This window comes from Pseudomonas sp. HMSC065H01, from assembly GCF_001815235.1.
Lineage (GTDB): Bacteria > Pseudomonadota > Gammaproteobacteria > Pseudomonadales > Pseudomonadaceae > Pseudomonas > Pseudomonas aeruginosa.
On sequence record NZ_KV819906.1, the window covers coordinates 401,299 to 426,854 of the forward strand.

Annotated in this window: 25 protein-coding genes; 12 read left to right on the forward strand and 13 right to left on the reverse strand. The window is 64.5% G+C overall.

Annotated features, from left to right (window positions below):
* Nucleotides 1–23 precede the first annotated feature (23 nt).
* From HMPREF3014_RS22185 to gacS, 4 genes are all read right to left on the reverse strand, one after another.
* Nucleotides 24–431, reverse strand: coding sequence for an META domain-containing protein (locus HMPREF3014_RS22185; protein WP_003086021.1), 408 nt, complete (start codon nt 429–431; stop codon nt 24–26).
* Between the two features lie 67 nt (nt 432–498).
* Entirely contained in the window at nt 499–924 is a 426-nt protein-coding gene (locus HMPREF3014_RS22190) for a hypothetical protein (protein WP_003086023.1), read from the reverse strand.
* 35 nt (nt 925–959) lie between these two features.
* A complete protein-coding gene (locus HMPREF3014_RS22195) occupies nt 960–1,949 on the reverse strand; it encodes a 2-hydroxyacid dehydrogenase (RefSeq protein WP_003112591.1) in 990 nt (329 codons plus the stop codon).
* Between the two features lie 2 nt (nt 1,950–1,951).
* A complete protein-coding gene (gene gacS, locus HMPREF3014_RS22200) occupies nt 1,952–4,729 on the reverse strand; it encodes a two-component system sensor histidine kinase GacS (RefSeq protein ID WP_003102426.1) in 2,778 nt (925 codons plus the stop codon).
* Nucleotides 4,730–4,914: 185 nt separating this feature from the next.
* Here gacS and pirR point away from each other — a divergent pair, with 185 nt between their 5' ends.
* The 7 genes from pirR to mazG all read left to right on the forward strand — a co-directional run bounded on the left by pirR (nt 4,915) and on the right by mazG (nt 15,208).
* Nucleotides 4,915–5,634, forward strand: coding sequence for a response regulator transcription factor PirR (gene pirR / locus HMPREF3014_RS22205; protein ID WP_003102425.1), 720 nt, complete (start codon nt 4,915–4,917; stop codon nt 5,632–5,634).
* Nucleotides 5,634–6,971, forward strand: coding sequence for a sensor histidine kinase PirS (gene pirS, locus HMPREF3014_RS22210; protein ID WP_010895528.1), 1,338 nt, complete (start codon nt 5,634–5,636; stop codon nt 6,969–6,971). The genes pirR and pirS overlap by 1 nt, the downstream gene beginning before the upstream one ends.
* 235 nt (nt 6,972–7,206) lie before the next feature.
* Nucleotides 7,207–9,435, forward strand: coding sequence for a TonB-dependent siderophore receptor PirA (gene pirA, locus HMPREF3014_RS22215; protein ID WP_003117107.1), 2,229 nt, complete (start codon nt 7,207–7,209; stop codon nt 9,433–9,435).
* 249 nt (nt 9,436–9,684) lie between these two features.
* Nucleotides 9,685–10,584, forward strand: coding sequence for a cysteine synthase B (gene cysM, locus HMPREF3014_RS22220; RefSeq protein ID WP_003123224.1), 900 nt, complete (start codon nt 9,685–9,687; stop codon nt 10,582–10,584).
* A gap of 8 nt (nt 10,585–10,592) precedes the next feature.
* Nucleotides 10,593–11,945, forward strand: a complete 1,353-nt coding sequence (rlmD, locus tag HMPREF3014_RS22225; RefSeq protein WP_003102417.1) for a 23S rRNA (uracil(1939)-C(5))-methyltransferase RlmD — start codon at nt 10,593–10,595, stop codon at nt 11,943–11,945.
* 84 nt (nt 11,946–12,029) lie between these two features.
* Nucleotides 12,030–14,273 carry a GTP diphosphokinase gene (gene relA / locus HMPREF3014_RS22230; protein ID WP_003086042.1) on the forward strand — a complete coding sequence of 748 codons (2,244 nt, stop codon included), beginning with the start codon at nt 12,030–12,032 and terminating at the stop codon, nt 14,271–14,273.
* A gap of 104 nt (nt 14,274–14,377) precedes the next feature.
* The gene (gene mazG / locus HMPREF3014_RS22235) at nt 14,378–15,208 is read left to right on the forward strand and encodes a nucleoside triphosphate pyrophosphohydrolase (protein ID WP_009876021.1); all 831 of its coding nucleotides are present in this window, start codon (nt 14,378–14,380) and stop codon (nt 15,206–15,208) included.
* Between the two features lie 43 nt (nt 15,209–15,251).
* Here mazG and lpxO2 read toward each other — a convergent pair whose 3' ends face one another.
* Nucleotides 15,252–16,190, reverse strand: coding sequence for a lipid A hydroxylase LpxO2 (lpxO2, locus tag HMPREF3014_RS22240; protein WP_003086047.1), 939 nt, complete (start codon nt 16,188–16,190; stop codon nt 15,252–15,254).
* Nucleotides 16,191–16,422: 232 nt separating this feature from the next.
* Here lpxO2 and HMPREF3014_RS22245 point away from each other — a divergent pair, with 232 nt between their 5' ends.
* Together HMPREF3014_RS22245 and HMPREF3014_RS22250 are read left to right on the forward strand one after the other, a co-directional pair.
* The gene (locus tag HMPREF3014_RS22245) at nt 16,423–16,962 is read left to right on the forward strand and encodes a DUF2058 domain-containing protein (RefSeq protein WP_004364066.1); all 540 of its coding nucleotides are present in this window, start codon (nt 16,423–16,425) and stop codon (nt 16,960–16,962) included.
* A 187-nt stretch (nt 16,963–17,149) separates the two neighbouring features.
* Nucleotides 17,150–18,478 (forward strand): Wzz/FepE/Etk N-terminal domain-containing protein, encoded by a 1,329-nt coding sequence (locus HMPREF3014_RS22250; protein ID WP_023087700.1) that lies wholly within the window; start codon nt 17,150–17,152, stop codon nt 18,476–18,478.
* Between the two features lie 40 nt (nt 18,479–18,518).
* Here HMPREF3014_RS22250 and HMPREF3014_RS22255 read toward each other — a convergent pair whose 3' ends face one another.
* The 4 genes from HMPREF3014_RS22255 to HMPREF3014_RS22270 form a co-directional block, all read right to left on the reverse strand.
* Nucleotides 18,519–18,710 carry a hypothetical protein gene (locus HMPREF3014_RS22255; protein ID WP_003454532.1) on the reverse strand — a complete coding sequence of 64 codons (192 nt, stop codon included), beginning with the start codon at nt 18,708–18,710 and terminating at the stop codon, nt 18,519–18,521.
* Between the two features lie 93 nt (nt 18,711–18,803).
* On the reverse strand, nt 18,804–19,130 hold the full coding sequence (locus HMPREF3014_RS22260; protein WP_003086055.1) for a Rho-binding antiterminator: 327 nt from the start codon (nt 19,128–19,130) through the stop codon (nt 18,804–18,806).
* A gap of 5 nt (nt 19,131–19,135) precedes the next feature.
* Nucleotides 19,136–19,390: a DUF2024 family protein gene (locus tag HMPREF3014_RS22265; protein WP_003086057.1), complete on the reverse strand. Its 255-nt coding sequence runs from the start codon at nt 19,388–19,390 to the stop codon at nt 19,136–19,138.
* A gap of 11 nt (nt 19,391–19,401) precedes the next feature.
* Complete coding sequence (locus tag HMPREF3014_RS22270; protein WP_009876024.1) at nt 19,402–19,635, reverse strand: glutaredoxin family protein; 234 nt, start codon at nt 19,633–19,635, stop codon at nt 19,402–19,404.
* A 115-nt stretch (nt 19,636–19,750) separates the two neighbouring features.
* Here HMPREF3014_RS22270 and HMPREF3014_RS22275 point away from each other — a divergent pair, with 115 nt between their 5' ends.
* Entirely contained in the window at nt 19,751–20,311 is a 561-nt protein-coding gene (locus tag HMPREF3014_RS22275; protein WP_003086060.1) for a MarR family winged helix-turn-helix transcriptional regulator, read from the forward strand.
* 53 nt (nt 20,312–20,364) lie between these two features.
* Here HMPREF3014_RS22275 and HMPREF3014_RS22280 read toward each other — a convergent pair whose 3' ends face one another.
* The 3 genes from HMPREF3014_RS22280 to purM are packed head-to-tail and all read right to left on the reverse strand — an operon-like array spanning nt 20,365 to nt 22,803.
* A complete protein-coding gene (locus tag HMPREF3014_RS22280; RefSeq protein ID WP_003086061.1) occupies nt 20,365–21,081 on the reverse strand; it encodes a DUF3108 domain-containing protein in 717 nt (238 codons plus the stop codon).
* Complete coding sequence (gene purN, locus HMPREF3014_RS22285) at nt 21,074–21,742, reverse strand: phosphoribosylglycinamide formyltransferase (RefSeq protein WP_003086063.1); 669 nt, start codon at nt 21,740–21,742, stop codon at nt 21,074–21,076. The genes HMPREF3014_RS22280 and purN overlap by 8 nt, the downstream gene beginning before the upstream one ends.
* Nucleotides 21,742–22,803: a phosphoribosylformylglycinamidine cyclo-ligase gene (gene purM / locus HMPREF3014_RS22290; protein WP_003109942.1), complete on the reverse strand. Its 1,062-nt coding sequence runs from the start codon at nt 22,801–22,803 to the stop codon at nt 21,742–21,744. The genes purN and purM overlap by 1 nt, the downstream gene beginning before the upstream one ends.
* 213 nt (nt 22,804–23,016) lie before the next feature.
* Between purM and HMPREF3014_RS22295 the strand changes: the two genes are divergently transcribed.
* Together HMPREF3014_RS22295 and hda are read left to right on the forward strand one after the other, a co-directional pair.
* The gene (locus HMPREF3014_RS22295; protein WP_003112582.1) at nt 23,017–24,054 is read left to right on the forward strand and encodes a DUF2066 domain-containing protein; all 1,038 of its coding nucleotides are present in this window, start codon (nt 23,017–23,019) and stop codon (nt 24,052–24,054) included.
* Nucleotides 24,055–24,255: 201 nt separating this feature from the next.
* A complete protein-coding gene (gene hda, locus HMPREF3014_RS22300) occupies nt 24,256–24,960 on the forward strand; it encodes a DnaA regulatory inactivator Hda (protein ID WP_003102398.1) in 705 nt (234 codons plus the stop codon).
* A 176-nt stretch (nt 24,961–25,136) separates the two neighbouring features.
* Here the strand turns inward: hda and HMPREF3014_RS22305 are convergent, their stop codons facing one another.
* The gene (locus HMPREF3014_RS22305) at nt 25,137–25,556 is read right to left on the reverse strand and encodes a DUF2069 domain-containing protein (protein WP_003102396.1); all 420 of its coding nucleotides are present in this window, start codon (nt 25,554–25,556) and stop codon (nt 25,137–25,139) included.

A 25,556-nucleotide genomic window follows, 5' to 3' on the forward strand; every position in this document is an offset into this window, starting at 1 on the left:
GCCGGGTAGCGCCGCTTCAGGCTTCAGTCGTGCTCGGGGACCAGGCGCAGCGGCTTGCCTTCGGCCGGCCACAGGCGCAGCTCGTCGGACGGCGAAATGTCCCAGTGCTGGACGCTCTGCAGCAGGGCCAGGAAGCGCCGTTCCTGCTCCATGATCTCCGCCGCGCACAGGCGGCGGGTGCTGCCGATGGCGCCGAACTGAAGGAGGTCGTCCTGCAAGGTGTAGCTGGCGAACCAGTGGTTGCAGCCGCCGTTGCCGAAGGCACGGCCCTGGCCGTCGAAGGTCAGGCTGATGTGGCTGTAGTCCATCGTCGGTTGTGCGCCGACCCAGTCGACCTGGTAGGCCTGCTCGGTTTCCAGGGTGGTCTCCTGGCTGGCGCAACCGCCCAGTACCAGGGCGGTGGAGGCGAAGAGGGCGAGAGAGGGTTTCATGGCGTTTCCTTTGCGCATTTCGTACGGGCGATAGTTCACAGACCGTCGGTCGGACGGAGCGTTCGCCCTACTGGCATTTCGGGCACAGGTGCTTGCCTTCGCGGCTGCTCCAGCCCAGTTCGTGAATGCGCTCTTCGGCGGCCGGCGCCAGGGCCTTGCGACCGAGACTGGCGTCCACGGCGAACTCGAAGTCGAGACGAGCCTGGCACTGGTCGCAGTCGACCTGCCAGGTATGGATCGCCAGTTCGCGGAATGCCGGGCCGCGGGCGACAGCCAGCCACTGGCCGGGCGGGTTGATCAGGTGGCGGACCTTTTCCACGGTCAGGCGCATGCTCAGGGTCTTGCTGCCCTTGAGGCTGACCAGCAGCACGTCGTCGGCCTTGATCGAGCCGCCGGTGCCGGTGACCTGGTAGCGCCCCGGGGAGAGCGCGCGGCATTCGTTGAGGGTGTATTGCGGGTTGAGCAGGGTGTAACGGAAATCGTGTTCAGCCATGGAGCCTCCAATCAGCCGCGCATGCTAACACGCCATCAGGCCCGGACCCGATTGCGTGGCGTCCCGTCCTGCCAGGCGGCGATGTTGTCCAGGGTGGTGTCGGCGATCGCCGCCAGCGCCTCGCGGGTAAGGAAGGCCTGGTGGGCAGTCACCACCACGTTGGGGAAGCTCAGCAGGCGTGCCAGCACGTCATCCTGCAGGGGCTGGTCGGAGCGATCCTCGAAGAAGATATCCGCTTCCTCTTCATAGACGTCCAGGCCGAGGTAGCCCAGTTGTCCGCTCTTCAGCGCCTCGATCAGCGCCGCTGCGTTCACCAGGGCGCCACGGCCGGTATTGATCAGCATCGCGCCGGGTTTCATCGTCGCCAGGCGCTGCGCGTCGATGAGGTGGCGGGTGTCGGCGGTCAGCGGGCAATGCAGGCTGACGATGTCGGACTCGGCGAGCAGGGCGTCGAGCGCCAGGTAGCGGCCGCCGAGTGCTTGGATGCGCGGATTGGGATAGGGATCGTAGGCCAGCAGCTCGCAGCCGAAGCCGGCCATGATGCGGGCGAAGGTCTCGCCGATCTGTCCGGTGCCGATCACTCCGACGCGTTTGCCGTGGAGGTCGAAGCCGGTCAGCCCATGCAGCGAGAAATCGCCCTCGCGGGTCCGGTTGTAGGCGCGGTGCAGGCGCCGGTTGAGCGTCAGGATCAGGCCGACCGCGTGCTCGGCGACAGCGTGCGGCGAATAGGCGGGGACGTGCACCACCGGCAGGCCGAGCGCTTCGGCGGCGGCCAGGTCGACGTGGTTGTAGCCGGCCGAGCGCAGGGCGACCAGGCGCGTGCCGCCGGCCGCCAGGCGTTCCAGCACCGGCCGCGAGAGGTCGTCGTTGACGAAGGCGCAGACTACTTCGAAGCCTTGGGCGAGGACCGCCGTGTCCGCCTGCAGGTGGGCCTGCTGGAAGTGCAGTTCGAAGCCGTGCCGGTGGTTGCTGGCCTGGAAGCTCTCGCTGTCGTAGGCCTGGCTGCTGAAGAACAGGATGCGCATGGTCAGAGTTCGCTGGAGTCGAGGCTGGTGGAGGACAGGTGGGTGGTGGCCGAGGCAGTGTCGGCCAGGGCCTCGATGGCCTTGTCCAGCTCGTCCAGGGCCGCGGCCGCCGCCGGATCGTTCTGCTTGAGCAGGGTTTCGCTGGTCTGGCAGGCCGCGCGCAACTGCGGCACGCCACAGTAGCGGGTGGCGCCATGCAGCCGGTGGACCCTCTCGAGCAAAGCGGTGCGGTCGTCGTTGTCGCGGGCCTGGCGAATCGCCTGGCGGTCCGCCGCCAGCGAGGCCAGCAGCATCGCCAGCATGTCGGCGGCGAGGTCGGCCTTGCCGGCGGCCAGGCGCAGCCCTTCCTCGGGGTCGAGCACGCTCAACTGGCCGAGCTGCGGCGCACGGCTCATGCTGGCCAGCGACTGGCCCAGGCTCAGTCCGGTCCACTTCAGCACTACCTGGGCCAATTGCTGCTCGTCGATCGGCTTGGTCAGGTAGTCGTCCATGCCGGCCTGCAGCAATGCGCGCTTCTCGTTGGAAAGCGCATGTGCGGTGAGCGCGATCACCGGCACCGGGCTGACTTCCCGCTCGGCCTCCCAGCGGCGGATCGCCTCGGTGGCCTGGCGGCCGTCCATGCCGGGCATCTGCACGTCCATGAAGACCAGGTCGAAGCGCTCGCGCTGCACTACCTCGAGGGCCGCGTAGCCGCTGTCCACCGCGGTGACCTGGGCGCCGAGGTCGCTGAGCAGGGTCTGCACCAGCAGCAGGTTGGCCGGGTTGTCGTCGACGCATAGCAGCCGTGGCGGCCGTCCGGAAACCATGGCGTGGGGCTTGTCGCTGCGCGTCGGGCGGACTTGAAGCAACTCCTGCAGCTTGCGTTGCAGCTTGCGGGTGCAGGCGGGCTTGGCCTCGACCTGTTCGTCGGGCAGGGTCGCGTGGTATTGCGCCTGCTCGGTGGTCGGGCAGAGCACCAGGGTTTTGCAGCCGAGCCGTTCGAATTCCCAGAACGACTGGCTCAGCTCTTCCGGCGGATGGATCGCGGCCGAGACGCCGAGCACCGCCAGGCTGATCGGCAACTGGCCGGGCGGCGGGTTGCGCAGGCTTTCCTGGAGGCTGTCGAGGTCGGCGAATTCGCTCACTTCCAGGCCGAAGTCGGTGAGCTGGTGGTGCAGCGAGCGGCGCGTCAGTTCCTGCGGTTCGAGCAGCGCCACGCGTTGGCCCGCGGCCCAGGAGGCGCCCGGCTCCTCGTTGTCGTCGCGACTTTTCGGCAGACTCAGGCTGATCCAGAACTCGGCGCCTTCCCCAGGCGTACTGTCGACGCCGATCTCGCCGCCCATCTGCTCGATCAGGCGCTTGGAGATCACCAGGCCCAGGCCGGTGCCACCGGCTTGCCGCGACAGTGAGTTGTCGGCCTGGCTGAAGGCCTTGAACAAGGCCTGCTGGTCCTCCTCGGAGAGGCCGATACCGGTATCCTGTACGCTGATCCGCAGCTGCGCGCGGTCGTCGCTTTCGTCTTCGAGCATGGCGCGCACGGCGACGGTGCCGCCCTGGGTGAACTTGATGGCGTTGCCGACCAGGTTGGTGAGGATCTGCTTCAGCCGCTGCGGGTCGCCCTGCAATTGGATCGGGGTATCCCGGTAGACCAGGCTGACCAGTTCCAGTTGCTTCTCGTGGGCGGCCGGAGCCAGCATGGTCAGGGCGTCCTGGATCAGGTCGCGGAGATTGAAAGGGAGGTTTTCCAGAACCAGCTTGCCGGCCTCGATCTTCGAGAAATCGAGGATCTCGTTGATGATCCCCAGCAGGCTTTCCGCCGATTTCTGGATGGTCGTGAGGTAGTCCTGCTGGCGCGGGCTGAGCTCGCTCTTCTGCAGCAGGTTGGTGAAACCGAGGATGCCGTTGAGCGGGGTGCGGATCTCGTGGCTCATGTTGGCGAGGAACTCGGACTTGATCCTGCTCGCCTCCAGGGCCTCCTTGCGCGCCAGGTCCAGCTCGATGTTCTGGATCTCGATGGTTTCCAGGTTCTGCCGTACGTCCTCGGTGGCCTGGTCGATGTTGTGCTGCATTTCCTCCTGGGCGCTCTGCAGCGTTTCCGCCATGCGGTTGATGCCAGAGGCCAGTTCGTCCAGCTCGTTGCTGCCCATCGGTGGCAGGCGGGTTTCCATGCGGCCTTCCTTGAGCTGGGCGACGCCCTGGCTGATCAGTTCCAGCGGCGCGTTGATCGCGCGGCTCATGCGCAGGGCGAGGAGGGCGGTGACGCCGAGGCCGGCGGCGATCAGCAAGAGGCTGGTGAACAGGCTGCGATATCCGCGCAGCAGAGTCCCGTGGTGCGACAGTTCCAGTTCGACCCAGCCGAGTACGCGCTCGTCGTCAGGCTCGGTGGCGCCGGACAGGCTGTGGTGGCGGCCAAGAACCGGTAGCAGGAAGTGCGTGGTGTCCAGTTCGGTGGACATGCTCAGATGGCTGGCGTCGCCGGCCGGGGCGACGGTGAGCATGCTTGGCCCGGCATGGGCGAGGCGTTCCTGGCGGGCGTCGAGGAAGGTCACCGCGCGCACGTCCGGTTGGTCCAGCGCCTCGTTGGCGATGCGGTTGAGCACGGCGGTATCCTTTCGCGCCAGCGCGGTGGCGGCCAGCGGCGCCAGTTGTTCGGCGATCAGTTGCCCGCGCTCGATCAACTGGGCGCGCATGTCGGACAGCTGGACCCAGGTGAAGTAACCGCCAAGCACCATCGCCAGCAGGCTGGTGGGGAGCAGGGTGAGCAGCAGTACGCGCCCCTTGATGCCGAGATCCTTGAACACACGTCTCTCCGTCGAGCCAGATCGGGATGGCCGACGCTCCCCGGCCATACGTTTACCCCGCGCAGTTTAGCGGGTCGCGGAAGGGGAATCTGCACCGATGTGCGCAGCCCGGCGGATTCGGCTTGCGACGAAGCGGAAAGATCGTGAATACTGGCACGATTGCTAATCAATCTTATTTGGCTGCCATGTTCCCATCCCTGACGCCCGACCCCCGACTGCTGGCCATCGAGGACGATCCGACACTGGGCGCACATCTGTTCCAGCACCTCAATGGCAGCGGTTTCGAGGTGACCTGGTGCCGAGACGGGGAAGAGGGGTTGGCGGCTGCGCGCAGCGGCGGCTATGACCTGATCCTGATGGACATCATGCTGCCCGGGCGCGATGGCCTCGAGATTCTTCGCCAACTCCGCCAGGAGCAGGCGCTGCCGGTGATCCTGATGTCAGCCCTGGGCGCCGAGCAGGACCGCATCGCCGGGTTCAGCCAGGGCGCCGACGATTATCTGCCGAAGCCTTTCAGCCTGGCCGAGCTGCGGGTACGCATCGATGCCATCCTGCGTCGGATCGCCCTGGAGCGGGGGGGCGCGCCGGGCCGCTGCGCCGAACCGCTGGCGCGGCCCTCGCTGCAATTCTCTGCCGATGTCTGCGATGTCAGCCTTGGCGAGCGGTTCGCCGGCCTGACGCCGACCGAATACCGCCTGCTGGAAACCTTCCTCGCTGCGGAAGGCGAGACCCTGACCAAGGCCTTCCTTTACCAGCATGTCCTGCACCGCGGTCATACCCAGCATGATCGCAGCCTGGACATGCACGTCAGTCACCTGCGGCGCAAGCTGCAACGCCTCGGTTACGCCGGTCACCAGTTGCATACCGTCTGGGGCAAGGGTTACGTCCTGACACCGGCGCCATGATGCCCAACCGTCATTCGCTGTTCTGGCGCCTGGCCCTGGTGCTGGTGGCGTTCTTCCTGCTATCGGTATGGCTGTCCTGGACCTGGGGACGCAGTGCCGAACTGAAGGGTTACTACCTGTCCGCCGAAGCCCGCTCCGCCTTGGCGGATTATGCGCGGCGAGCCGAACGTGCCTGGCTCGACGATGGCCGCGAGGGCATCGACCGTTGGCTGGCCGAGCCGCGCCAGCGGGCGCTGGACTGGGTGGTCGTGCTCGACGGACGGCTGCAATCGCTGGGCAGTCGTCCGCTCACCACGGAGGAAGCCGAGCGCCTGACTTTCCTGCGGGGCGTCGACTGGCCGATGAGCTCCCGCTCGTTGTCGCGGCCGTTCATCAGCCTGCGCTTCCCCGAACATCCGGAGCAAGGCCGGGTGGTCCTGCGTCTTCCCGCCGAGTTCGTCCCTCCCGGCTTGTCGCCGGCCAAGCGCCTGGTCACCCATGGCCTGGTGCCGGCCGGGCTGGCCCTGCTGCTGGGAGTGTTGCTGTATCGGCGCTGGATAGTGCCGCTGGGACGCCTGCGAGCGCAGGCCAATGCCCTGCGCGGCAACGACCTGACGGCGCGTACGCAGGCAGAGATCAGCCGGCGCAGCGACGAGCTGGGCGATCTGGGGCGGGCGTTCGACCATATGGCCGAGCGACTCGACGAGCACATGGTGTTGCAGCGCCAACTGCTCCGCGATCTCTCCCACGAGCTGCGCACGCCGCTGGCGCGCCTGCAGGTGGCGGCAGAGGGCACGCTGTCCGCGCAGCTCCTGCGCGAGCGCCTGGAGCAGGAGGTACAGGGCATGCAGCAACTGGTGGACAACACCCTGGAGCTGGCCTGGATGGACACCGAACGCCCGGTATTGGCGCTGGAGGACATTTCCATCCCGGCGTTATGGGACCTGCTGGTGGAGAACGCACGCTTCGAAAGCGGCTGGGCCGCCGAGCGGTTCCGCAGCGCTCTGCCCGAGGATTGTGTCGTGCGTGGCAACCTCAATGCACTTGCCCAGGCCCTGGAGAACCTGCTGCGCAACGCCATCCGGCATTCGCCGGAAGGCGGCGTGATCCGCCTGCATGGTCGGCGCGAAGGAAGTTGCTGGTGGCTTTGCCTGGAAGACCAGGGCGAGGGTGTGGCCGAGCACCAGTTGGAGACCATCTTCCGCCCGTTCACCCGGCTGTCTTCGGCACGTACCGGCAAGGGCTTCGGCCTGGGACTGAGCATTGCCCGTCGCGCCGTGGTGCTCCAGGGCGGCCGCCTATGGGCGGAAGCCGCCGATCCGGGGCTGCGCCTGTGCCTGGTGCTGCCTTCTGCCTAGCGAGGCGCAGGTGCCTTTACATTTGGCCTGGATGTAAATGATCTTTACTCTCTTTTGTGAATGATTATCATCTGTGCCGATCTCCTCGGCCGGCCTTGTTCCGGGTCTGCGCCCTGTCCTACCCGTGCCGAGACGTCACCCGCGCAACGCCGGCGACCCAGGCTTCAGAAAAAACGTCAACGTATCCCTCGTGGCTCGCCTGCTACCCGTTTTCCCTCGACAGGAGTAGTCACGCATGTACCCCCAATTCCGTCGCGGCCATCTCGCCGCTGCCGTCCTTTTCGCTTCATCGAGCCTGCTGGGCGGGCAGGCCCTGGCCGAGGACGAGCGCCTGGAAGAACTGGACGAACGTGCCGAATCGGTGGTCCAGCTGGGTGACGAGGTGGTGCTGGGCACCGCCGAACAGGAGCTCAAGCAGGCACCGGGGGTATCCATCATCACCGCCGAGGACATCAGGAAGCGCCCGCCGGTGAACGATCTCTCCGAGATCATCCGCACCATGCCCGGGGTCAACCTCACCGGCAACAGTTCCAGCGGCCAGCGCGGCAACAACCGGCAGATCGACATCCGCGGCATGGGGCCGGAGAACACCCTGATCCTGGTCGACGGCAAACCGGTCAGCTCGCGCAACTCGGTGCGCTACGGCTGGCGCGGCGAACGCGACACCCGCGGCGACAGCAACTGGGTGCCGCCGGAGGAGGTCGAGCGCATCGAGGTCCTCCGTGGGCCCGCGGCGGCACGCTACGGTTCCGGCGCGGCGGGCGGGGTAGTCAACATCATCACCAAGCGCCCGACCGATCGTTTGCGTGGTTCCATGACGGTGTTCACCAACATTCCGGAAAGCTCCAAGGATGGCGCCACGCGCCGCGCCAACTTCAGCCTTAGCGGGCCGCTGACCGAAGCCTTGAGCTTCCGCGCGTACGGCAGCGCGAACAAGACCGATTCGGACGATACCGACATCAACCTCGGACATACCGTCAACCCGAGCCGTACCGTGGCCGGACGCGAAGGGGTACGCAATCGCGATCTCAGCGGGATGCTGTCGTGGCAGGTGACCCCCGACCAGGTCGTCGATTTCGAAGCGGGCTTCAGCCGACAGGGCAATATCTATGCCGGCGATACCCAGAACAACAACGGCACCGCCAATACCCAGGGACTCGCCGACGACGGTGCGGAGACCAACCGCATGTATCGCGAGAACTACGCCATCACCCACAACGGGACCTGGTCGTTCGGTACTTCCAGGTTCGTCGCCCAGTACGACTCCACCCGCAACAACCGTCTGGAGGAGGGGCTGGCCGGTTCCGTCGAGGGGCAGATCGGCGCCGACCGTTCGTTCAGCACCAGCAAGCTGGAGAACTATCGCCTCAGCGGCGAACTCAACCTTCCGTTGCATGCGTTGTTCGAGCAGGTGCTGACGGTGGGCGCGGAGTGGAACAAGGAAACCCTCAACGACCCGTCCTCGCTCAAGCAGGGCTTCGTGGGAAGCGATAGCTTGCCGGGGACCCCCGCGGCCGGCTCGCGAAGCCCGAAAAGCAAGGCGGAGATCCGCGCGCTGTACGTGGAGGACAATATCGAACTGCGCCCCGGCACCATGCTCACCCCCGGGCTGCGCCTGGACGATCACAGCGACTTCGGCCTGAACTGGAGCCCGAGCCTGAACGCTTCCCAGACGCTCGGCGAATACTTCACGGTCAAGGCCGGTATCGCACGGGCCTTCAAGGCGCCCAACCTGTACCAGAGCAACCCGAACTACCTGCTCTATACCCGTGGCAACGGCTGCCCGATCCAGACCAGCAGCGGCGGCTGCTACCTGGTCGGCAACGAGAACCTGGACGCCGAGACCAGCGTAAACAAGGAACTGGGCATCGAGTTCCGGCGCGACGGCTGGGTCGCCGGGCTCACCTACTTCCGCAACGACTACAAGAACAAGATCGTCGCGCCGCTGGATGTCATGGGACAGACCGGGACCGGTAACAACATCCTGCAATGGAGCAACGCGAAGAAAGCAGTGGTCGAGGGCCTGGAAGGCAACCTGCTGGTCCCCCTGCACGAGGACCTGAGCTGGAGCACCAACCTGACCTATATGCTGCAATCCAAGGACAAGGACACTGGCAACCCGCTTTCGGTGATCCCTGAGTACACCCTGAACTCGACCCTGGACTGGCAGGCCAGCGAGCGTCTTTCCACCCAACTGACCAGCACCATCTACGGCCGCCAGGAGCCGCCGAAGCATGGCACCAGCCGCAACACGCCGGTGGTCTCGCGAAAAGAGGTGGGTACCTATGGCATCTGGGGCGTCAGCGCCGGCTACACCTTCAGCGAGAACCTGAGCGTACGGGGCGGGGTAAGCAACCTCTTCGACAAGCGCCTGTACCGCCAGGGCAACTCCTTCGACGCCGGCGCGGCAACCTACAACGAGCCGGGTCGCGCCTACTACGTTTCGATGACCACCTCGTTCTGATCGCCGTGGCCAACGCGCTTTCACCGGCAGGCGCAACGCCTGTCGGACCTTTCTTTGGCGTTGGTCAGGCATCGGCTGTCCAACGCCAGGTTTTCTCTTCGGACGCCTCTGGTCATCGCATCGCATGCCGTTTCGGGCGGTCTTTCGGCTGAATCGGCATGCATGACCGGATATTGCGGTGCTAGGGTCCGGCCCCAGTTTCCCGGTATCATGCTCAGCCTTTACCGTCAGTGCCGAACGAGTGCCTCCATGACCGTGCAGTACCCGACTATCGCCGACTGCGTTGGCAATACCCCTCTGGTGCGTCTGCAGCGCCTTCCCGGGGAAACCTCCAATACCCTGCTGGTGAAGCTCGAAGGCAACAACCCGGCGGGATCGGTGAAGGACCGCCCGGCCCTGTCGATGATCACTCGTGCCGAACTGCGCGGCGACATCCGCCCCGGCGATACGCTGATCGAGGCTACTTCCGGCAACACCGGCATCGCCCTGGCCATGGCGGCGGCGATCAAGGGTTACAAGATGATCCTGATCATGCCGGACAACTCCACGGCCGAACGCAAGGCGGCGATGACCGCCTATGGCGCCGAGCTCATTCTGGTCAGCAAGGAAGAGGGCATGGAGGGCGCGCGCGATCTGGCCGACAAGCTGCAGCGCGAAGGCCGCGGCAAGGTCCTCGACCAGTTCGCCAATGGCGACAACCCGGAAGCCCATTACCACAGCACCGGCCCGGAAATCTGGCAGCAGACCGGCGGCAGCATCACCCATTTCGTCAGCTCCATGGGCACCACCGGGACCATCATGGGCGTCTCGCGCTACCTCAAGGAGCAGAACTCGGCGGTGCAGATCGTCGGCCTGCAACCCATGGAGGGCTCGGCCATCCCGGGAATCCGACGCTGGCCGCAGGAATACCTGCCGAAGATCTATGACGCCAGTCGCGTCGACCGGGTCGTCGACATGCACCAGGACGAAGCCGAGGACATCATGCGCCGGCTGGCCCGCGAGGAAGGCATCTTCTGCGGCGTGTCCTCCGGTGGGGCGGTGGCGGCGATGCTGCGCCTGTCCCGCGAACTGGAGAATGCCGTGCTGGTGGCGATCATCTGCGACCGCGGCGACCGCTACCTGTCTTCCGGCGTCTATGACCCGCGCTGAGCATGTCCATGGCCAGAAATAAGGGCGGGCTGCGCTTCCAGCCCAGCGGTGGTGCGCGCGGTCCCGCGATACCGGTAGGCAAGAAGCAGCGCCTGACCATCGAGCGCCTGGCCCATGACGGCCGAGGTATCGCCCACGAGGCGGGGATGACCTGGTTCGTCAGCGGAGGGCTGCCTGGCGAGGAACTTGAGGCCCGGGTGCTGGGCGCACGAAGCAAGGTGGTCGACGCGCGCAGCGAGCGCCTGTTCAGCAGTAGCGACCTGCGTCGCCGCGAGCCCTGCACTGTAGCGGGTCGCTGCGGCGGCTGCACCCTGCAGCACCTGGAACACGGCGAGCAGTTGGCCCTGAAGCAGCGTACCTTGCAGGAGCAGTTGCAGCGTTTCGCCGGGATCGAGCCGGAAGAATGGGCCGCCCCTCTGGTCGGGCCCGAATTCGGCTATCGGCGCCGCGCTCGGATCGCCGTGCGCTGGGATGCCAGGGCGCGGCGTCTGGATGTCGGCTTCCGTGCCTCGGCCAGCCAGGAGATCGTCGCCTTCGATGAGTGCCTGGTCCTGGTGCCGCCTTTGCAAACGATTGCCCGTGCCCTGCCTGCTCTTCTGCAGGACTTCCGCAAGCCGGAAAGCATCGGCCACGTGGAGCTCTTCCATGGCACGGCCAGTGCATTGCTGTTGCGGCATACGACTGCCCTGGTCGACGAGGATCGCCAGCGCCTGGCCGCTTTCTGCTCCGCACACCAGGCCCAGCTCTGGCTGCAAGGTGCGGAACAGCCCTTGCCGGTGGAGCCGGCCGCCGAACTGGGCTACTCCTTGGGTGACTGGCAACTGACTCTGGCGTACCGACCCGGAGACTTCGTCCAGGTCAATGCGCCGGTGAACGAGTCGATGATCCGCCAGGCCCTTGACTGGCTGGCGCCGACCGCCGACGAGCGGGTCCTCGACCTGTTCTGCGGGCTGGGCAATTTCTCCCTGCCGCTGGCGCGCCGGGTGGCGCGGGTAGTCGGGGTGGAGGGCGTGGCGGCGATGGTCGAGCGGGCAGGCGCCAACGCGCTGGCCAATGGCCTTGGCAACGCGCACTTTTTCCAGGCCGACCTGTCCAAAGCGCTTGCCGAAGCGCCCTGGGCGGAGCAAGGTTTTACCGCTGTGCTGCTCGATCCGCCGCGCGACGGCGCGTTCGAGGCGGTACGCGAAATGAGTTCTCTGGGTGCCCGGAGGGTAGTCTATGTATCCTGCAATCCGGCGACCCTGGCGCGCGATGCTGGCGAAATGGCCAGGCAGGGCTATCGTCTGAAGCGCGCCGGAATCCTCGATATGTTTCCGCAGACCGCACATGTCGAGGCCATGGCTTTGTTCGAGGCAGGCTAGGATGCCTGCGTAATCCGACCAGCCCGTTCGAAGGCTGGCGCAGTCATCGGTGGGCTACGCGCACCGTGGTAAAGGGTAGGCAAGATGGTACAGGTGAGAGCGCACCAGCCGGTCAACACCGACGGCAGTATCAACCTCGAGGCCTGGCTGGACCACGTCCAGAACCTCGTCCCCGGGCTCGATCGTCAGGGCTTGCTGGAGGCTTGCGAGTTCGCTCGCGAATCCGAGCAGCGAGCGATCGCCGCACAGAACTCCTGGGCAGAAGGCACGTCCAGCTTCCAGACCGGACTGGAAATCGCCGAGATCCTCGCGGACCTCAAGCTGGATCAGGAGTCCCTGGTCGCCGCGGTCATCTATCGAGGCGTGCGGGAAGGCAAGATCACCCTGGAAGCGGTCAACAAGCATTTCGGGCCGGTGGTGGCCAAGCTGATCGAGGGTGTGCTGCGCATGGCCGCGATCAGCGCCAGCCTCAATCCGCGCCATTCCATGGTGCTGGGTACCCAGGCGCAGGTGGAGAACCTGCGCAAGATGTTGGTGGCGATGGTCGACGACGTTCGCGTCGCCCTGATCAAGCTGGCCGAGCGCACCTGCGCCATTCGCGCGGTGAAGAACGCCGACGAGGAAAAGCGCCACCGCGTCGCCCGGGAAGTCTTCGATATCTACGCGCCGCTGGCCCACCGCCTGGGCATCGGACATATCAAATGGGAGCTGGAGGACCTGTCCTTCCGCTACCTCGAGCCCGACCAGTACAAGCAGATCGCCAAGCTGCTGCACGAGCGCCGGCTGGATCGCGAGCAGTACATCGCCAACGTGATGAGCCAGTTGAAGGAAGCTCTCGCGGCCACCGGCGTACAGGCCGATCTCAGCGGGCGGGCGAAACACATCTATTCGATCTGGCGCAAGATGCAGCGCAAGGGCCTGGACTTCAGCCAGATCTACGACGTTCGCGCCGTGCGCGTGCTCGTTCCGGAGATGCGCGACTGCTACACCGCGCTGGGCATCGTGCATACCCTCTGGCGGCACATTCCCAAGGAATTCGACGACTACATCGCCAACCCCAAGGAAAACGGCTATCGCTCGCTGCATACCGCAGTGATCGGCCCCGAGGGGAAGGTGCTGGAAGTACAGATCCGTACCCACTCCATGCACGAAGAGGCGGAGCTCGGGGTCTGCGCGCACTGGCGCTACAAGGGGACCGACGTCAAGGCCAGCTCCAACCATTACGAGGAAAAGATCTCCTGGCTGCGCCAGGTGCTCGAATGGCACGAGGAACTGGGCGACATCGGTGGCCTGGCGGAGCAACTGCGGGTCGATATCGAGCCGGACAGGGTCTACGTCTTCACTCCCGACGGCCACGCCATCGACCTGCCCAAGGGCGCGACCCCGCTGGATTTCGCCTATCGGGTCCACACTGAGGTCGGGCACAACTGCCGCGGGGCGAAGATCAATGGACGCATCGTGCCGCTGAACTACAGCCTGCAGACCGGCGAGCAGGTCGAGATCATCACCGGCAAGCACAGCGGTCCGAGCCGTGACTGGCTGAACAGCAACCTGGGCTACGTCACCACCTCCCGGGCGCGGGCGAAGATCGTCCACTGGTTCAAGCTGCAGGCGCGGGACCAGAACGTCGCTGCCGGCAAGGCCCTGATCGAACGCGAGCTGTCGCGCCTGGCGCTGCCGCCGGTGGATTTCGACCGGCTGGCGGAGAAGGCCAACGTGCGTACCGCCGAGGATATGTTCGCCGCTCTCGGCGCCGGCGACCTGCGCTTGGCGCACCTGGTCAACTATGCCCAGCAACTGGTCGAGCCGGACCGCGACAGCGAGCAACTCGAACTGATCCCGCGCAAGCCGAGCAAGATCGGCCACGGCAAGCGCGGCGACGTGCAGATCCAGGGCGTCGGCAACCTCCTGACGCAGATGGCCGGCTGCTGCCAGCCGCTGCCGGGAGATCCCATCGTCGGCTACATCACGCTGGGCCGTGGGGTCACCATCCACCGCCAGGATTGCGCCACCGCGCTGCAACTGGCGGGACGCGAACCGGAGCGGATGATCCAGGTCAGCTGGGGGCCGGAGCCGGTTCGCACCTATCCGGTGGATATCGCGATCCGTGCCTATGATCGTTCCGGCCTGTTGCGCGACGTGTCCCAGGTGCTGCTCAATGAGCGGATCAACGTTCTGGCGGTGAATACCCGTTCGAACAAGGAAGACAACACCGCGACCATGCAACTGACCATCGAGATTCCCGGTCTGGACGCTCTTGGACGCCTTCTGGCGCGCGTTTCGCAACTGCCCAACATCATCGAGGCGCGGCGCAACCGTACGCCTTGAGGCGAGGCGGAAACAGGCCACGGGCGCTCGCAGGCTGCCCGTGGCCTTTTCGTTTCCGGAAAGGGCAGAATGCCCGGACCGTTCACTGAAGACCCGAGATACCCATGTACCGACTCGACGACCTGCTCCACCTCATGGCGCGCCTGCGCGATCCCGAATTCGGCTGCCCCTGGGATCTCAAGCAGAGCTACGCGACCATCGTCCCGCACACCCTGGAAGAAGCCTACGAAGTAGCGGACGCCATAGAGCAGGGGGATTTCCCGCAATTGCGCGAGGAACTGGGCGACCTGCTGTTCCAGGTGGTTTATTACAGCCAGTTGGCTCGCGAAGAGGATCGCTTCGCTTTCGACGAGGTGGTGGACGGCATCACCCGCAAGCTGATCCGTCGACATCCCCACGTATTCCTCGATGGCGATCTCTATGGCAAGCCCGATGCGGCGAAGCTCGCCGAAGCGGCGGTCAAGCAGCGCTGGGAAGAACTGAAGGCCGAGGAGCGTGCCGCCAAGGCCAAGGAGCCGCAGCAGTTGTCGCTGCTGGATGACGTTCCTGTCGCCCTGCCGGCGTTGTCACGGGCGGCGAAGCTGCAGAAGCGCGCGGCGCAGGTCGGTTTCGACTGGCCGGAAGCGCTGCCGGTGGTGGACAAGGTTCGCGAGGAGCTGGACGAAGTCCTCGAGGCGATGGCAGAGGGTGACGAGGGTGCCGTGGGCGAGGAGGTTGGCGACCTGCTGTTCGTCGTGGTCAACCTGGCCCGGCATCTCAAGGTCGATCCGGAGGCTGCTCTGCGCCAGGCCAATGGCAAGTTCGAGCGGCGCTTCCGATTCATCGAGCGGAACCTGCGCGAAGCCGGCCGGAAAGCCGAAGAATGTTCGCTGGAGGAACTGGACAGCCTCTGGGGCGAGGCCAAGAAAGCGGAGAGGAGCGCGCCTGGCTGTTGATGGGGAAAATTACCGTGGCAGCCGGGCTGCCACGGCATCTGAATCAGCCGAAGATCCAACGATAGAGGATGACCAGCAGGATCACCGCCAGCACCGGGCGGAGGATTCGGTAGGCCTTCGGGTAGGCGCGTTTGAAGCGCTTCACCTGGGCGCCGATGGCATTGCCGCCGCGAATGGCGACCGAGTAGGCCTGGTTGATGCTGCCGACGCGTTCGCCTTCGACGTTCTGCGGTGCGGTCGCACGCCCGAGAATGCCGCTGATCCAGCGATTGAGCCGGGTCAGCAGGCGGGAGCGGAGCGGCCGCTCGATATCGCAGAAGAGAATCACCCGGGTCTGCTCGGTCTCGTTCTTCACCCAGTGGACGAAGGTTTCGTCGAACATCACGTCTTCGCCATCACGCCACGCGTAGGGCTGGCCGTCGACGTAGATGCGGCAGTTGTCCGAATTCGGCGTGGACAGGCCGAGGTGATAGCGCAGCGAGCCGCCGAAGGGGTCGCGGTGCGGATTCAGGTGGCTGCCGCCGGGAAGCAGGGTGAACATCGCGCCCTTGACGTTGGGGATGCGGCTCACCAGCTCTACGGTCTTCGGGCAGAGCTGCTGGGCGGAGGGCAGCGGGCCGTCGTACCAGGTCAGGTAGAAGCGCTTCCAGCCTTTCTTGAAGAACGAGCCGAAGCCGGCTTCGTTGTTGTTCAGGGCAGCCCGGATATAACCCTCGTCGAACAGGTTGAGGGCTTCTTCGCGGATGGTTTGCCAATTGTTCTTCAGTTCGTCCAGCTCCGGAAAACGGCTGCGATCCAGATAGGGCTTCGAGGGGACGCTGGAGAACAGGTACATCAGCGAGTTGTAGGGGGCGAACCAGGCGGAGTGGTTGACCAGTTGACGCAGGAAGGGCAAGCGCGCGCGCCCACGGAAATGGACGAACAGGACGCTGGCGACGAACAGGCCCACCAGAGTGACTTTTACCAGGAGAGAAACGCTCATGCCTTGCTTTCCATGCCTTCGATATCAGGGGCCGGGAGGAGTGCCTGCGGGTGCTCGGGACGGTAGGGAGGGGTCTCCAGGGCATGCGTGGCAGTTTGCGAGCCGCCGAGACTTGCGTTGAGGCGGCTGAGGCTGGAGGATTATACCCCCTGCGAGGGCCGGCTGAACCCCAGTCGGCTGGAAGATTATGCCGCACCCCACCGGGCGTGCCACGCGAGCGAGTCGTTGACGAATGAGCATGTCATTGCGTGACCAGTTGCTGAAAGCCGGGCTGGTCAATGAGAAACAGGCCAAGCAGGCCACCAAGCAGAAACAGAAACAGCAGCGCCTGGAGCACAAGAACCAGGTCGACAAGGACGACTCCCAGCGCCAGGCGGCGGAGCAGGCCAAGGCGGAAAAGCTGGCGCGCGACCAGGAATTGAACCGCCAGCAGCAGGAAAAAGCCGAGAAGAAGGCCAAGGCCGCGCAGATCAAGCAACTTATCGAAGGGACGCGCCTGCCCAAGCTGGAAAGCGACGACTACTACAATTTCGTCGACGCCAAGAAGGTCAAGCGGATCGCGGTCAACGACCTGATCCGCGACAAGCTGAGCCGAGGCAGCCTGGCTATCGTCAGCTATGACGGACGCTACGAGATCGTGCCCCGGGATGCGGCGGTGAAGATCCAGGAGCGCGATCCGCGGCGGGTGGTGCTGCTCAACATACAGAGCCAGGAGCCGGACGAAGACGATCCCTACAAGGACTATGTGGTGCCCGACGATCTCATGTGGTGAGGTCCGCATCCGGAGTGTCGCTTGACCGGTACGGATGCCGGTCAACTACCAATTCTGGAATGCGAAGCAGTTCTAAAATAACTACCGATGATTTCGTTTCGATAGCATAATGCTTTTCCTCAGAAATCTCCTACGGCTGCCTTTGCGTGCATCTGTGGGCTAGCCGCCTATCGAAAAGGACGTTGGTATGCCTTCCTCACAGCTTCCGGGGGCTTCGCCCTCGGAGATCGATATCGTTCAGCTGTTCCAGCAATTGTGGGCGTCGAAGTGGCTGATAGCGCTGATCGCGGCCTTGGCGACCGCCGCTGCGCTCGCCTACGCGCTGTTGGCCGTTCCGACCTACCAGGTGGATGTCCTGTTGCGGCCGATCCAGACCAAGGCCCTGGAGGCTGTCAATGTCAAGGGGCTGTATGCCCTGACTCCGCGGGAAGCGCTGGATCGCGTCGGCAACGAGCTGGCAGCCTACTCCGGCAGGCTGGAGTATTTCGAAGCCCATCCAGAGCTATTCCAGCAATTGAACGCCGAGGGCCTGTCCCCCGAGCAGGCTTTCTGGAAGTTCAACCAGGATGCCTTCAGCATGCAGCAGACGGACTTGAAGAAGGACCCCCAGGCGGCGCCTTTCTTCCGCTTGTCCATGCAGTATCCCCAGGGCATGGATGGTGCCGCCATTCTCAACGGCATGCTCGCGTCGACCATCGAGAACGAGCGTCAGCGAATCCTGGACGACCTCCAGGCGCGTATCGACGGTCGCCTGCAATTCCTCGAGCAGGATATCGAAGGCAAGCGTGCCAGTTACCAGGCTACCAAGGAGGGCAAGATCGCCCGGTTGCTGGAAGCGGACAGCATCCGGCGGGCCGGCCTGGAGGATGAGCTCAAGGCGTTGCGCGGGCGGCTGAAGATGGTGCGCGATTCGCGTATCCAGCAGCTCAACGAGGCTATCCAGATCGCCACCCGGCTGGGGATCGTCAAGCCGACGACCCCGGGCGCACTGGGAGAGGTCGGGCAGGATGGCTCGCGCAGCGTTTTCCGCACCGAGGTGAATAACCAGCAGATACCCCTGTATTTCATGGGTGTCGATGCCTTGACCGCCGAGCGCGATACCTTGCTCAAACGCAAGGGCGATGACTTCACCGAGCCCCGCGTGGCGAAGATCCAGCAGGAGCTGAAGCAGTTGGAAAACAACCGTGAAGTGCAATACCTGCAGGCTCGAAAGGGCGAGGAGCGTTTCTTCGAAAACATCGACAAGCTGCGTGGAGAGCAGGCGCGTCTACAGACCTTGAGGGCAAGTGACCTTAAGATCGAACTGGTACGGGTCGACCAGAAAGCTGCAACGCCTCTGAGGCCGATCAAGCCACGCAAGGCTCTAGTGGTGGCCTTGGGCCTCCTGGGTGGGCTGGCGCTCGGCGTGCTGGTGGCTCTGGTTCGGGCGATGTTGCGTGCCCCACGGCAACGGGTACAGGAAGATAGCCTGCCGCCGGGAGTCGTCAGCCTCGACCGGAGCCTTTCCGGGACCTGAGACCAAAGGTGCGCCCCCGAAGTACGCGGGGGCGCATGGTTCAGGCCGATTTACCTATCTGCCGCAGTTCTTCTTCTTTCTCCAGTTTGATCCGATAGGCGTGGGCGTCATCCTCGTTATGGAAGACGCCAACCAGCAGTCCCTGCTGATGCACGTCCCAGCAGCGGCGGCCAAGCGCACGCAGCTCGCGGGATTTGTGGTCATCGTCACGCTCGGTCACTGTCACACTCATCTTTTCTGCTCCAGGGTTGATCTGCATCAAGGCAAATCCAGCCTATTTCAATAGCAGGCTAATCAAATAGTCCTGGAATTGAGAAAAACCTTTTCAGTTTCCAAGGTGTGAAGGTGGCATGCCGGATGCTCTGGAACAGGCCTCTTCCCTCAGGCGTATGCGGCCGAACAAGGCCGCTTCCGTGAGGGCGGTAATCGCCAACAGGCGATCCAGGCGCAGCAGCAGAGTCGCTCCTTCGACGGCCACCTCAAGGTATTCCTCCTTGCCGCCGCCTGGCCGAACGGCCCGGGTATGCGTCGTGCGCGCCTCGGCTTCGAAGCGAACACCATCCTCGAGTTCGAGGAGCAACCGGTAGCGGTAGAGGCAGGCGATCTCCAGGTAGTCGTGGAGATCGCAGGCGATCGGGTGGTAGCTGTCCATTGGCCTCAACAGCCTTCCAGGGGAAGGATGTAATGGCCATGGAGCCGAATGGCTTCGGCAACCTCTGCTGTCGCAATCTCGCTATGGCAGTAGCTGCAATGCCCCTGGCTGATATCGGCCTCGTCTATGCCTCTTCCGGCGAGCCAGCGTCGAGCGAACTCGCCGGCGCGAGCCCCCAGCTCCTCCGTGACCAGGACATCGAAGTGCAGGTAGCGGCCGTCGCGGGTTCGCACATGGGTGTCGAAGATCTTCACCTCCATGGCCGTTCTCCTTATTTCAGATCGCTGAGCGCCGCACCGAAGTTAAGGTGCAGTACCTGTCCGTCGACAACCAGGGCAGGAACCGACTTGACCCCGACCTTTTCCGCCTCGGCGATGCGTGCCGATTGTTCGGCGAGATGGACCACTTCGATGTCCACCTGCTTGCGATCGAGCAATGGCAGCAAGGAACGTTCGGCTTCGACACAGATTGCGCAGCCGGCGTGGTAGTAGATGGCTTTGGTCATGCTGATTCTCCTGTAGGAATTTAGTATCGATACGATACTTTTTCAGCCTAAACAAGAGGTAGTCTCTTTGTCAAACATGTTTTTAGTCGATACTATATTGGCAAGGAGGTATCCCATGTCCGCCATCGCCCTTTACGATTACCTGGAAAGGCTGACCAGCCTGATGCGTGCCTGGTCCCGCGAGCAGCCGCTGGTGGCTGAGCTGCAGCCGGTGCAGTTGAGCGCCTTGCATTACCTGGCGCGTTGTAATCGCTATTCGGATACTCCGCTGGGCGTGACCGAATACCTCGGCTTGACCAAGGGCACAGTGTCGCAATCGCTCAAGGTGCTGGAAGGGCGGGGGCTGATCAGCAAGCTGCCGGATGCGCGGGATCGGCGCAGCGTTCATCTGCGGCTGACCGATGCGGGGCGCGCGCTGATCGAGGCGGTGATTCCGCCGCAGTTCCTCGAGCAGGCCGTCACGGCACTGGGCGAGAAGGGCGAACACTTGCAAGGCTTGTTGCGTGATCTTCTGGTCGTCATCCAGCGTCAGGAGGATGTGCCTGGTTTCGGCCTTTGTCGGTCCTGCCGGTTCCATCAACGGCGTGCGGGTTCGCCCTTCTGCGGTCTAACCGGGGAGCCGTTGAGCGCTGTCGATGCCGAGCTGATCTGCCGCGAGCACCAGGCCTGCGGCTGACCCGCGGGCAATAAAAAACCGGGCAATGGCCCGGCTTTTCGTGGGAGAGGGGGTCAGCTCTTTTCGCCAGTGACGGTCTTGCCGTCGATGGTGCCTTCCTTGAGCATGATCTGGTATTCCTTGCCGTCGGTTTCCATCTGGTACAGGCGGACCAGCAGGTAGTCCCAGTCCTTGGCGAACCAGAGGATGGTCTTGCGGTTGCTCTTGCCCGGATCACGCACGCGCTCGACCTTGATCGCGTTGATCAGGCCGGCCTGGGTGCGTACCTTTTCCTCGCCGAGAACCCGGAAGTCGTAGGTATCGACATCCTCGCCCTCGATGATCTGGTAGCTCATGCTCTTCTTGCCGTCGGCAACGTCATGCTGCAGGACCAGTTGATAGGTGGACTTGTCCAGTTGACCGCGATTCAGGGGTTGCCGCACCGCATCGCCGCGGTCGCTGCCGAGCACCTGCTTCTGCGACCAGTCGAAGTCCAGTTCGATCTGCTTGCCTTTGCCCAGACCTTGGCGGGCGAAGCGGTAGGTCTGTGGCAGGAAGGTGTCGTTCTCGACCTTGAAGGTGCTGACTTCGTTGAGACTGGCCAGCAGCATGGAGGCCTCGAAGTCCAGTTGCCAGCGGCCGTCGCCGAGAGCCTTCAGGCTGCGGGAGGCATTGCCGCTGATGGGCATCTGTTTCCAGTCGGCGGTATAGCTGGCGGTAAACGGCTTCAGCTCGAAGGCATAGGCCGGCAGGGTCAGCAGCGTCAGCAGGAACAGCATGGCTTTACGCATTGCGAATCTCCTTGGTGCGAATCTGATGGCCGGTGGCAGGCAGGGCCTGGCCATCCAGCAGGGCGCCCTGTTCGCCCAGGCGCAAGCGGCCCTCGGCGAACCAGCGCATGGCCAGCGGGTAGATCCGGTGTTCTTCCTCGTGAACCCGTCTGGCCAGGCGTTCCGGCGTATCTTGCGACTCTACCGGGATTACTGCCTGTACGACCAGTGGCCCCCCATCGAGTTCCTCCGTCACGAAGTGCACGCTGCAACCGTGCTCGCGGTCGCCGGCTTCGAGGGCGCGTTGATGGGTATGCAGCCCTTTGTGGCGCGGCAGCAACGAGGGATGGATATTCAGCAGTCGCCCCTGGTAATGGCGAACGAAATCGGCGCTGAGGATGCGCATGAACCCGGCAAGGATCACCAGGTGCGGTTCATGGGCATCGATCCGTTGTGCCAGGGCCTGGTCGAAGCTTTCGCGATCGGCATAGGCCTTGTGATCGAGCACCTCGGTCTGGATGCCGGCCTGGCGCGCGCGTTCCAGGCCATAGGCGTCCGCGCGGTTGGAGATCACCGCGCGGATCCGGGCCGGCGTGGCGCCCTCCCGGAGGCTGTCGATCAGCGCCTGCAGGTTGCTGCCGGAGCCGGAAATCAGCACCACGACATTGCAGAGTTTCGGCATCAGTGGTTTTTCAGATTGTTCAGGACCACGCGCTCGGCGTCCGCGCCGCAGGTTTCGATGCGACCGATCTGCCAGGGTTGCTCGCCGGCGGCACGCAGGACTTCCAGGGCTTTCTCGGCGTCGCTCTGGGCCACGCAGATGACCATGCCGACGCCGCAGTTGAGTACGCGATGCATCTCGGTCTCGTCGACGTTGCCCTGTTCCTGCAGCCAGTCGAATACCGCCGGACGGTTCCAGCTGGCGACATCGATCACGGCCTGGGCGTTGTCCGGCAGGACGCGCGGGATGTTGTCCAGCAGGCCGCCGCCGGTAATGTGAGCCATGGCCTTGACCGCGCCGGTCTGCTTGATCAGTTGCAGCAGCGGCTTGACGTAGATGCGGGTCGGCGCCATCAGCAGGTCGGCCAGCGGCTTGCCGTCGAGTTGGACCTGCTCGATGTCGGCGCCGGAAACCTCGATGATCTTGCGGATCAGGGAGTAGCCGTTGGAGTGCGGGCCGGAGGAGGGCAGGGCGATAAGCGCGTCGCCGGCCTGGACCCTGGAGCCGTCGATGATCTCGGCCTTTTCCACGACGCCGACGCAGAAGCCGGCCAGGTCATAGTCTTCGCCTTCGTACATGCCGGGCATTTCGGCGGTCTCGCCGCCGACCAGGGAACAGCCCGCCAGTTCGCAACCGGCACCGATGCCGGTGACTACGGTGGCGGCGACGTCGACGTTGAGCTTGCCGGTGGCGTAGTAGTCGAGAAAGAACAGCGGCTCGGCGCCGCAGACCACCAGGTCGTTGACGCACATCGCCACCAGGTCCTGGCCGATGCTGTCGTGCTTGTTCAGGTTGAGCGCCAGGCGCAGCTTGGTGCCCACCCCGTCGGTGCCGGATACCAGCACCGGCTGCTTGTAGCCGGCCGGGATTTCGCAGAGGGCGCCGAAGCCGCCGAGGCCGCCCATCACTTCCGGGCGTGCGGTGCGCTTGGCCACGCCTTTGATGCGTTCCACCAGGGCTTCGCCGGCGTCGATGTCCACACCAGCGTCCTTGTAGCTCAACGAGGGTTGCTTGCTGCTCATAAATCCAGGCCTATAGGGGTAATTCGGAGATCGGCCGGCCGCCCAGGCGTGCAACGCTGTTTGCCGGTTTTGAAGGCGCGCGATTTTATCAGGCTTGCCACGCAGCGGCCATCTCGGTTGCCGCTGGACGGACTGCTGTTTAAGGTATAGGTCCACTTGCGCGGCCTTCACAGCTCGTCGCCGCCGTTCCCATCCGTTCGTCGAGAGCCCTCCATGCGCATAGCCCGACTCTTCGTTCTCTGTTTTTCCCTGCTAGGCTTGCCCGTCTTCGCGGCAACGGTCCCCAATCTCTACCAGGTCCACGAGCCGGTTTCGTCGCAGCAGCCCGGGGAGCGCGATGCCGGACTGGTGCGAGCCCTGCAGACCCTGCTGGTGCGCCTGACCGGCAATCCGCAGGCGCCGCAGAATCCGGCATTGGCGGGGTACCTGAAGGATCCGCAGCAACTGATCAGCCAGTACGCCTTCGAAAATGGTCCGCCGCTGGCGCTGGTGGTCGATTTCGATCCGACCGCCACCGGTAATGCGCTGCGGGCCGCCGGCCTGCCGAGCTGGGGCGCCAACCGGCCGGCGGTGCTGGCCTGGTGGCTGAACGAAAGCGCCGATGGCAGCTCCCTGGTCGGTGACAACCAGGCCTCGGCCGAACCGCTCAAGCGTGCGGCGCAGAACCGCGGCTTGCCGTTGCGCCTGCCTCTGGCGGATCTCGACGAACAGATCGTCGGTACCCCGGAAAACCTCACCGCCGCCCAACCCGATGCCCTGCGCGCAGCCTCCGAGCGTTATGCCGCCGATGCCTTGCTGGCAGTGGACGCCAAGGAGGCGGACGGCAAATGGCAGGCGCAATGGCGGCTGTGGATGGGCGATTCGCGAGAGCAAGGCCAGGCTGAAGGCGCTACGCCCGACGCGTTGGCAGACAGCGTGATGCTGGCCGTCGGCAACCGCCTGTCCACTCGTTTCGTTGCCACGCCGGAAGCGGCGACCGGCCTGACCCTCCAGGTCCAGGGCGCGACACTGGCACGCTATGCCGAGTTGCAACGCCTGCTCGATCCGTTCGGCGCGCGTCTGGTAGGCGTGCGGGGCGATCGTCTCGACTATTCCGTGAAGGCCAGTCCCGAGCAATTGCGTGCCCAGCTGGGCCTGGCGCAGTTGCAGGAAATCCCGGCCGACAGCGTACCGCTGGATGCCTCCGGCCAGCCCGCAGCGCCCAGCGCGGCGGTGCCGTCGTCGACCCAACTGAATTTCCGCTGGCAGTGAGTCGGCGCGCCGATCCGCTTCTATGCAACGGAGCGGGCCGGCGCGCGACCGGCCGATGCTCTGGGCAAGGAGCCTCGGCTATCGGCAAACCTTTGATTTTACTTGCCTAGTTGCTCATTGTGCGGCCTTGCCGAGGCGTATAAACTTTGCAGCCTTTACGGTGACTCCTGCGGCGTTTTCGGATTGTCCGCCCAGCCTGGCATGAAACCTATTCAGCTTCCCCTCAGTGTGCGTCTGCGCGACGACGCCACCTTCGCCAACTACTATCCCGGTGCCAATGCCGCGGCACTGGGATATGTCGAGCGTTTGTGCGAAGCCGAGGCTGGCTGGGCGGAAAGCCTCATCTACCTCTGGGGACACGACGGCGTCGGCCGCAGCCACCTGTTGCAGGCGGCCTGCTTGCGTTTCGAGCAGTTCGAAGAGCGAACCATCTACCTGCCGATGGCCGATCTGGTGCAGTACGGCCCGGAAATCTTCGACGATCTCGAGCAGTGCGAGCTGGTCTGCATCGACGACCTGGATGTGCTGGTTGGCAAGCGAGAATGGGAAGAGGGGCTGTTCCACCTGTTCAATCGACTGCGCGATACCGGTCGGCGCCTGCTGCTGGCGGCATCGAAGTCGCCCCGGGAGCTGCAGGTCAAGCTGCCGGACCTGAAGTCCCGCCTCACCATGGCGCTGATCTTCCAGTTGCACGGTCTTTCCGACGAGGACAAGCTTCGTGCCCTGCAACTGCGGGCATCCCGTCGTGGCCTGCATCTGACCGATGAAGTCGGTCGTTTCATCCTCAACCGCGGTTCGCGCAGCATGAACTCTCTGTTCGATCTGCTGGAGCAACTGGATCGCGCTTCGCTCCAGGCTCAGCGCAAGCTGACCATTCCTTTCCTCAAGGAAACCCTCGGCTGGTAAGCGTCGACAGTCCGTCGGCGAACTCCCGCATGGCCGTGCCGCAGTCCTTGGGTTTCGCTTGCGGCAGGAAGTGACCGCCTTCTATCCGTCTCTCCATCCATGCGCCGGCAATACTGGAGCGCTGTCCGCAGGCTTCCCGGCGGTCGGCAGGGCAGGAGGGGGCTCCTGCCTTACCATCAGCGTTCCCCGGCGACCCGTCGGTCGTACTGGAATCGCCAGCGCGTATAGAGCAGCGCGGCGCAGAACAAGGTCACGCTGAGTAGCACTTCGGCCCAGCCGAACAGGCGCTGCGTGGGATCGAAGGCGGCGAGTACGCCGAGGATGAAATACAGGTTGACCACGTAGCAGGCCCAGGCATGCCCGCGTGCGCTGCCCATGAGCAGTCCGGGGGCCACCACCAGCAGCGGCAGCAGCTTGAAGGCGAGGACCAGCCAGGGCACCCAGCTCGCCGCACCATGGGCGTCCGCGTAGATCAGGTCGCGAATGAGGATGAGCAGGACCAGGCCGACGAAGCTTCCCAGGCTGATGGCGCGGCTGAGCGCCAGGCGCGGCTGCAGCCACACTACTTCGGGCAGCGGTTTGTTCTTGCGGGCCAT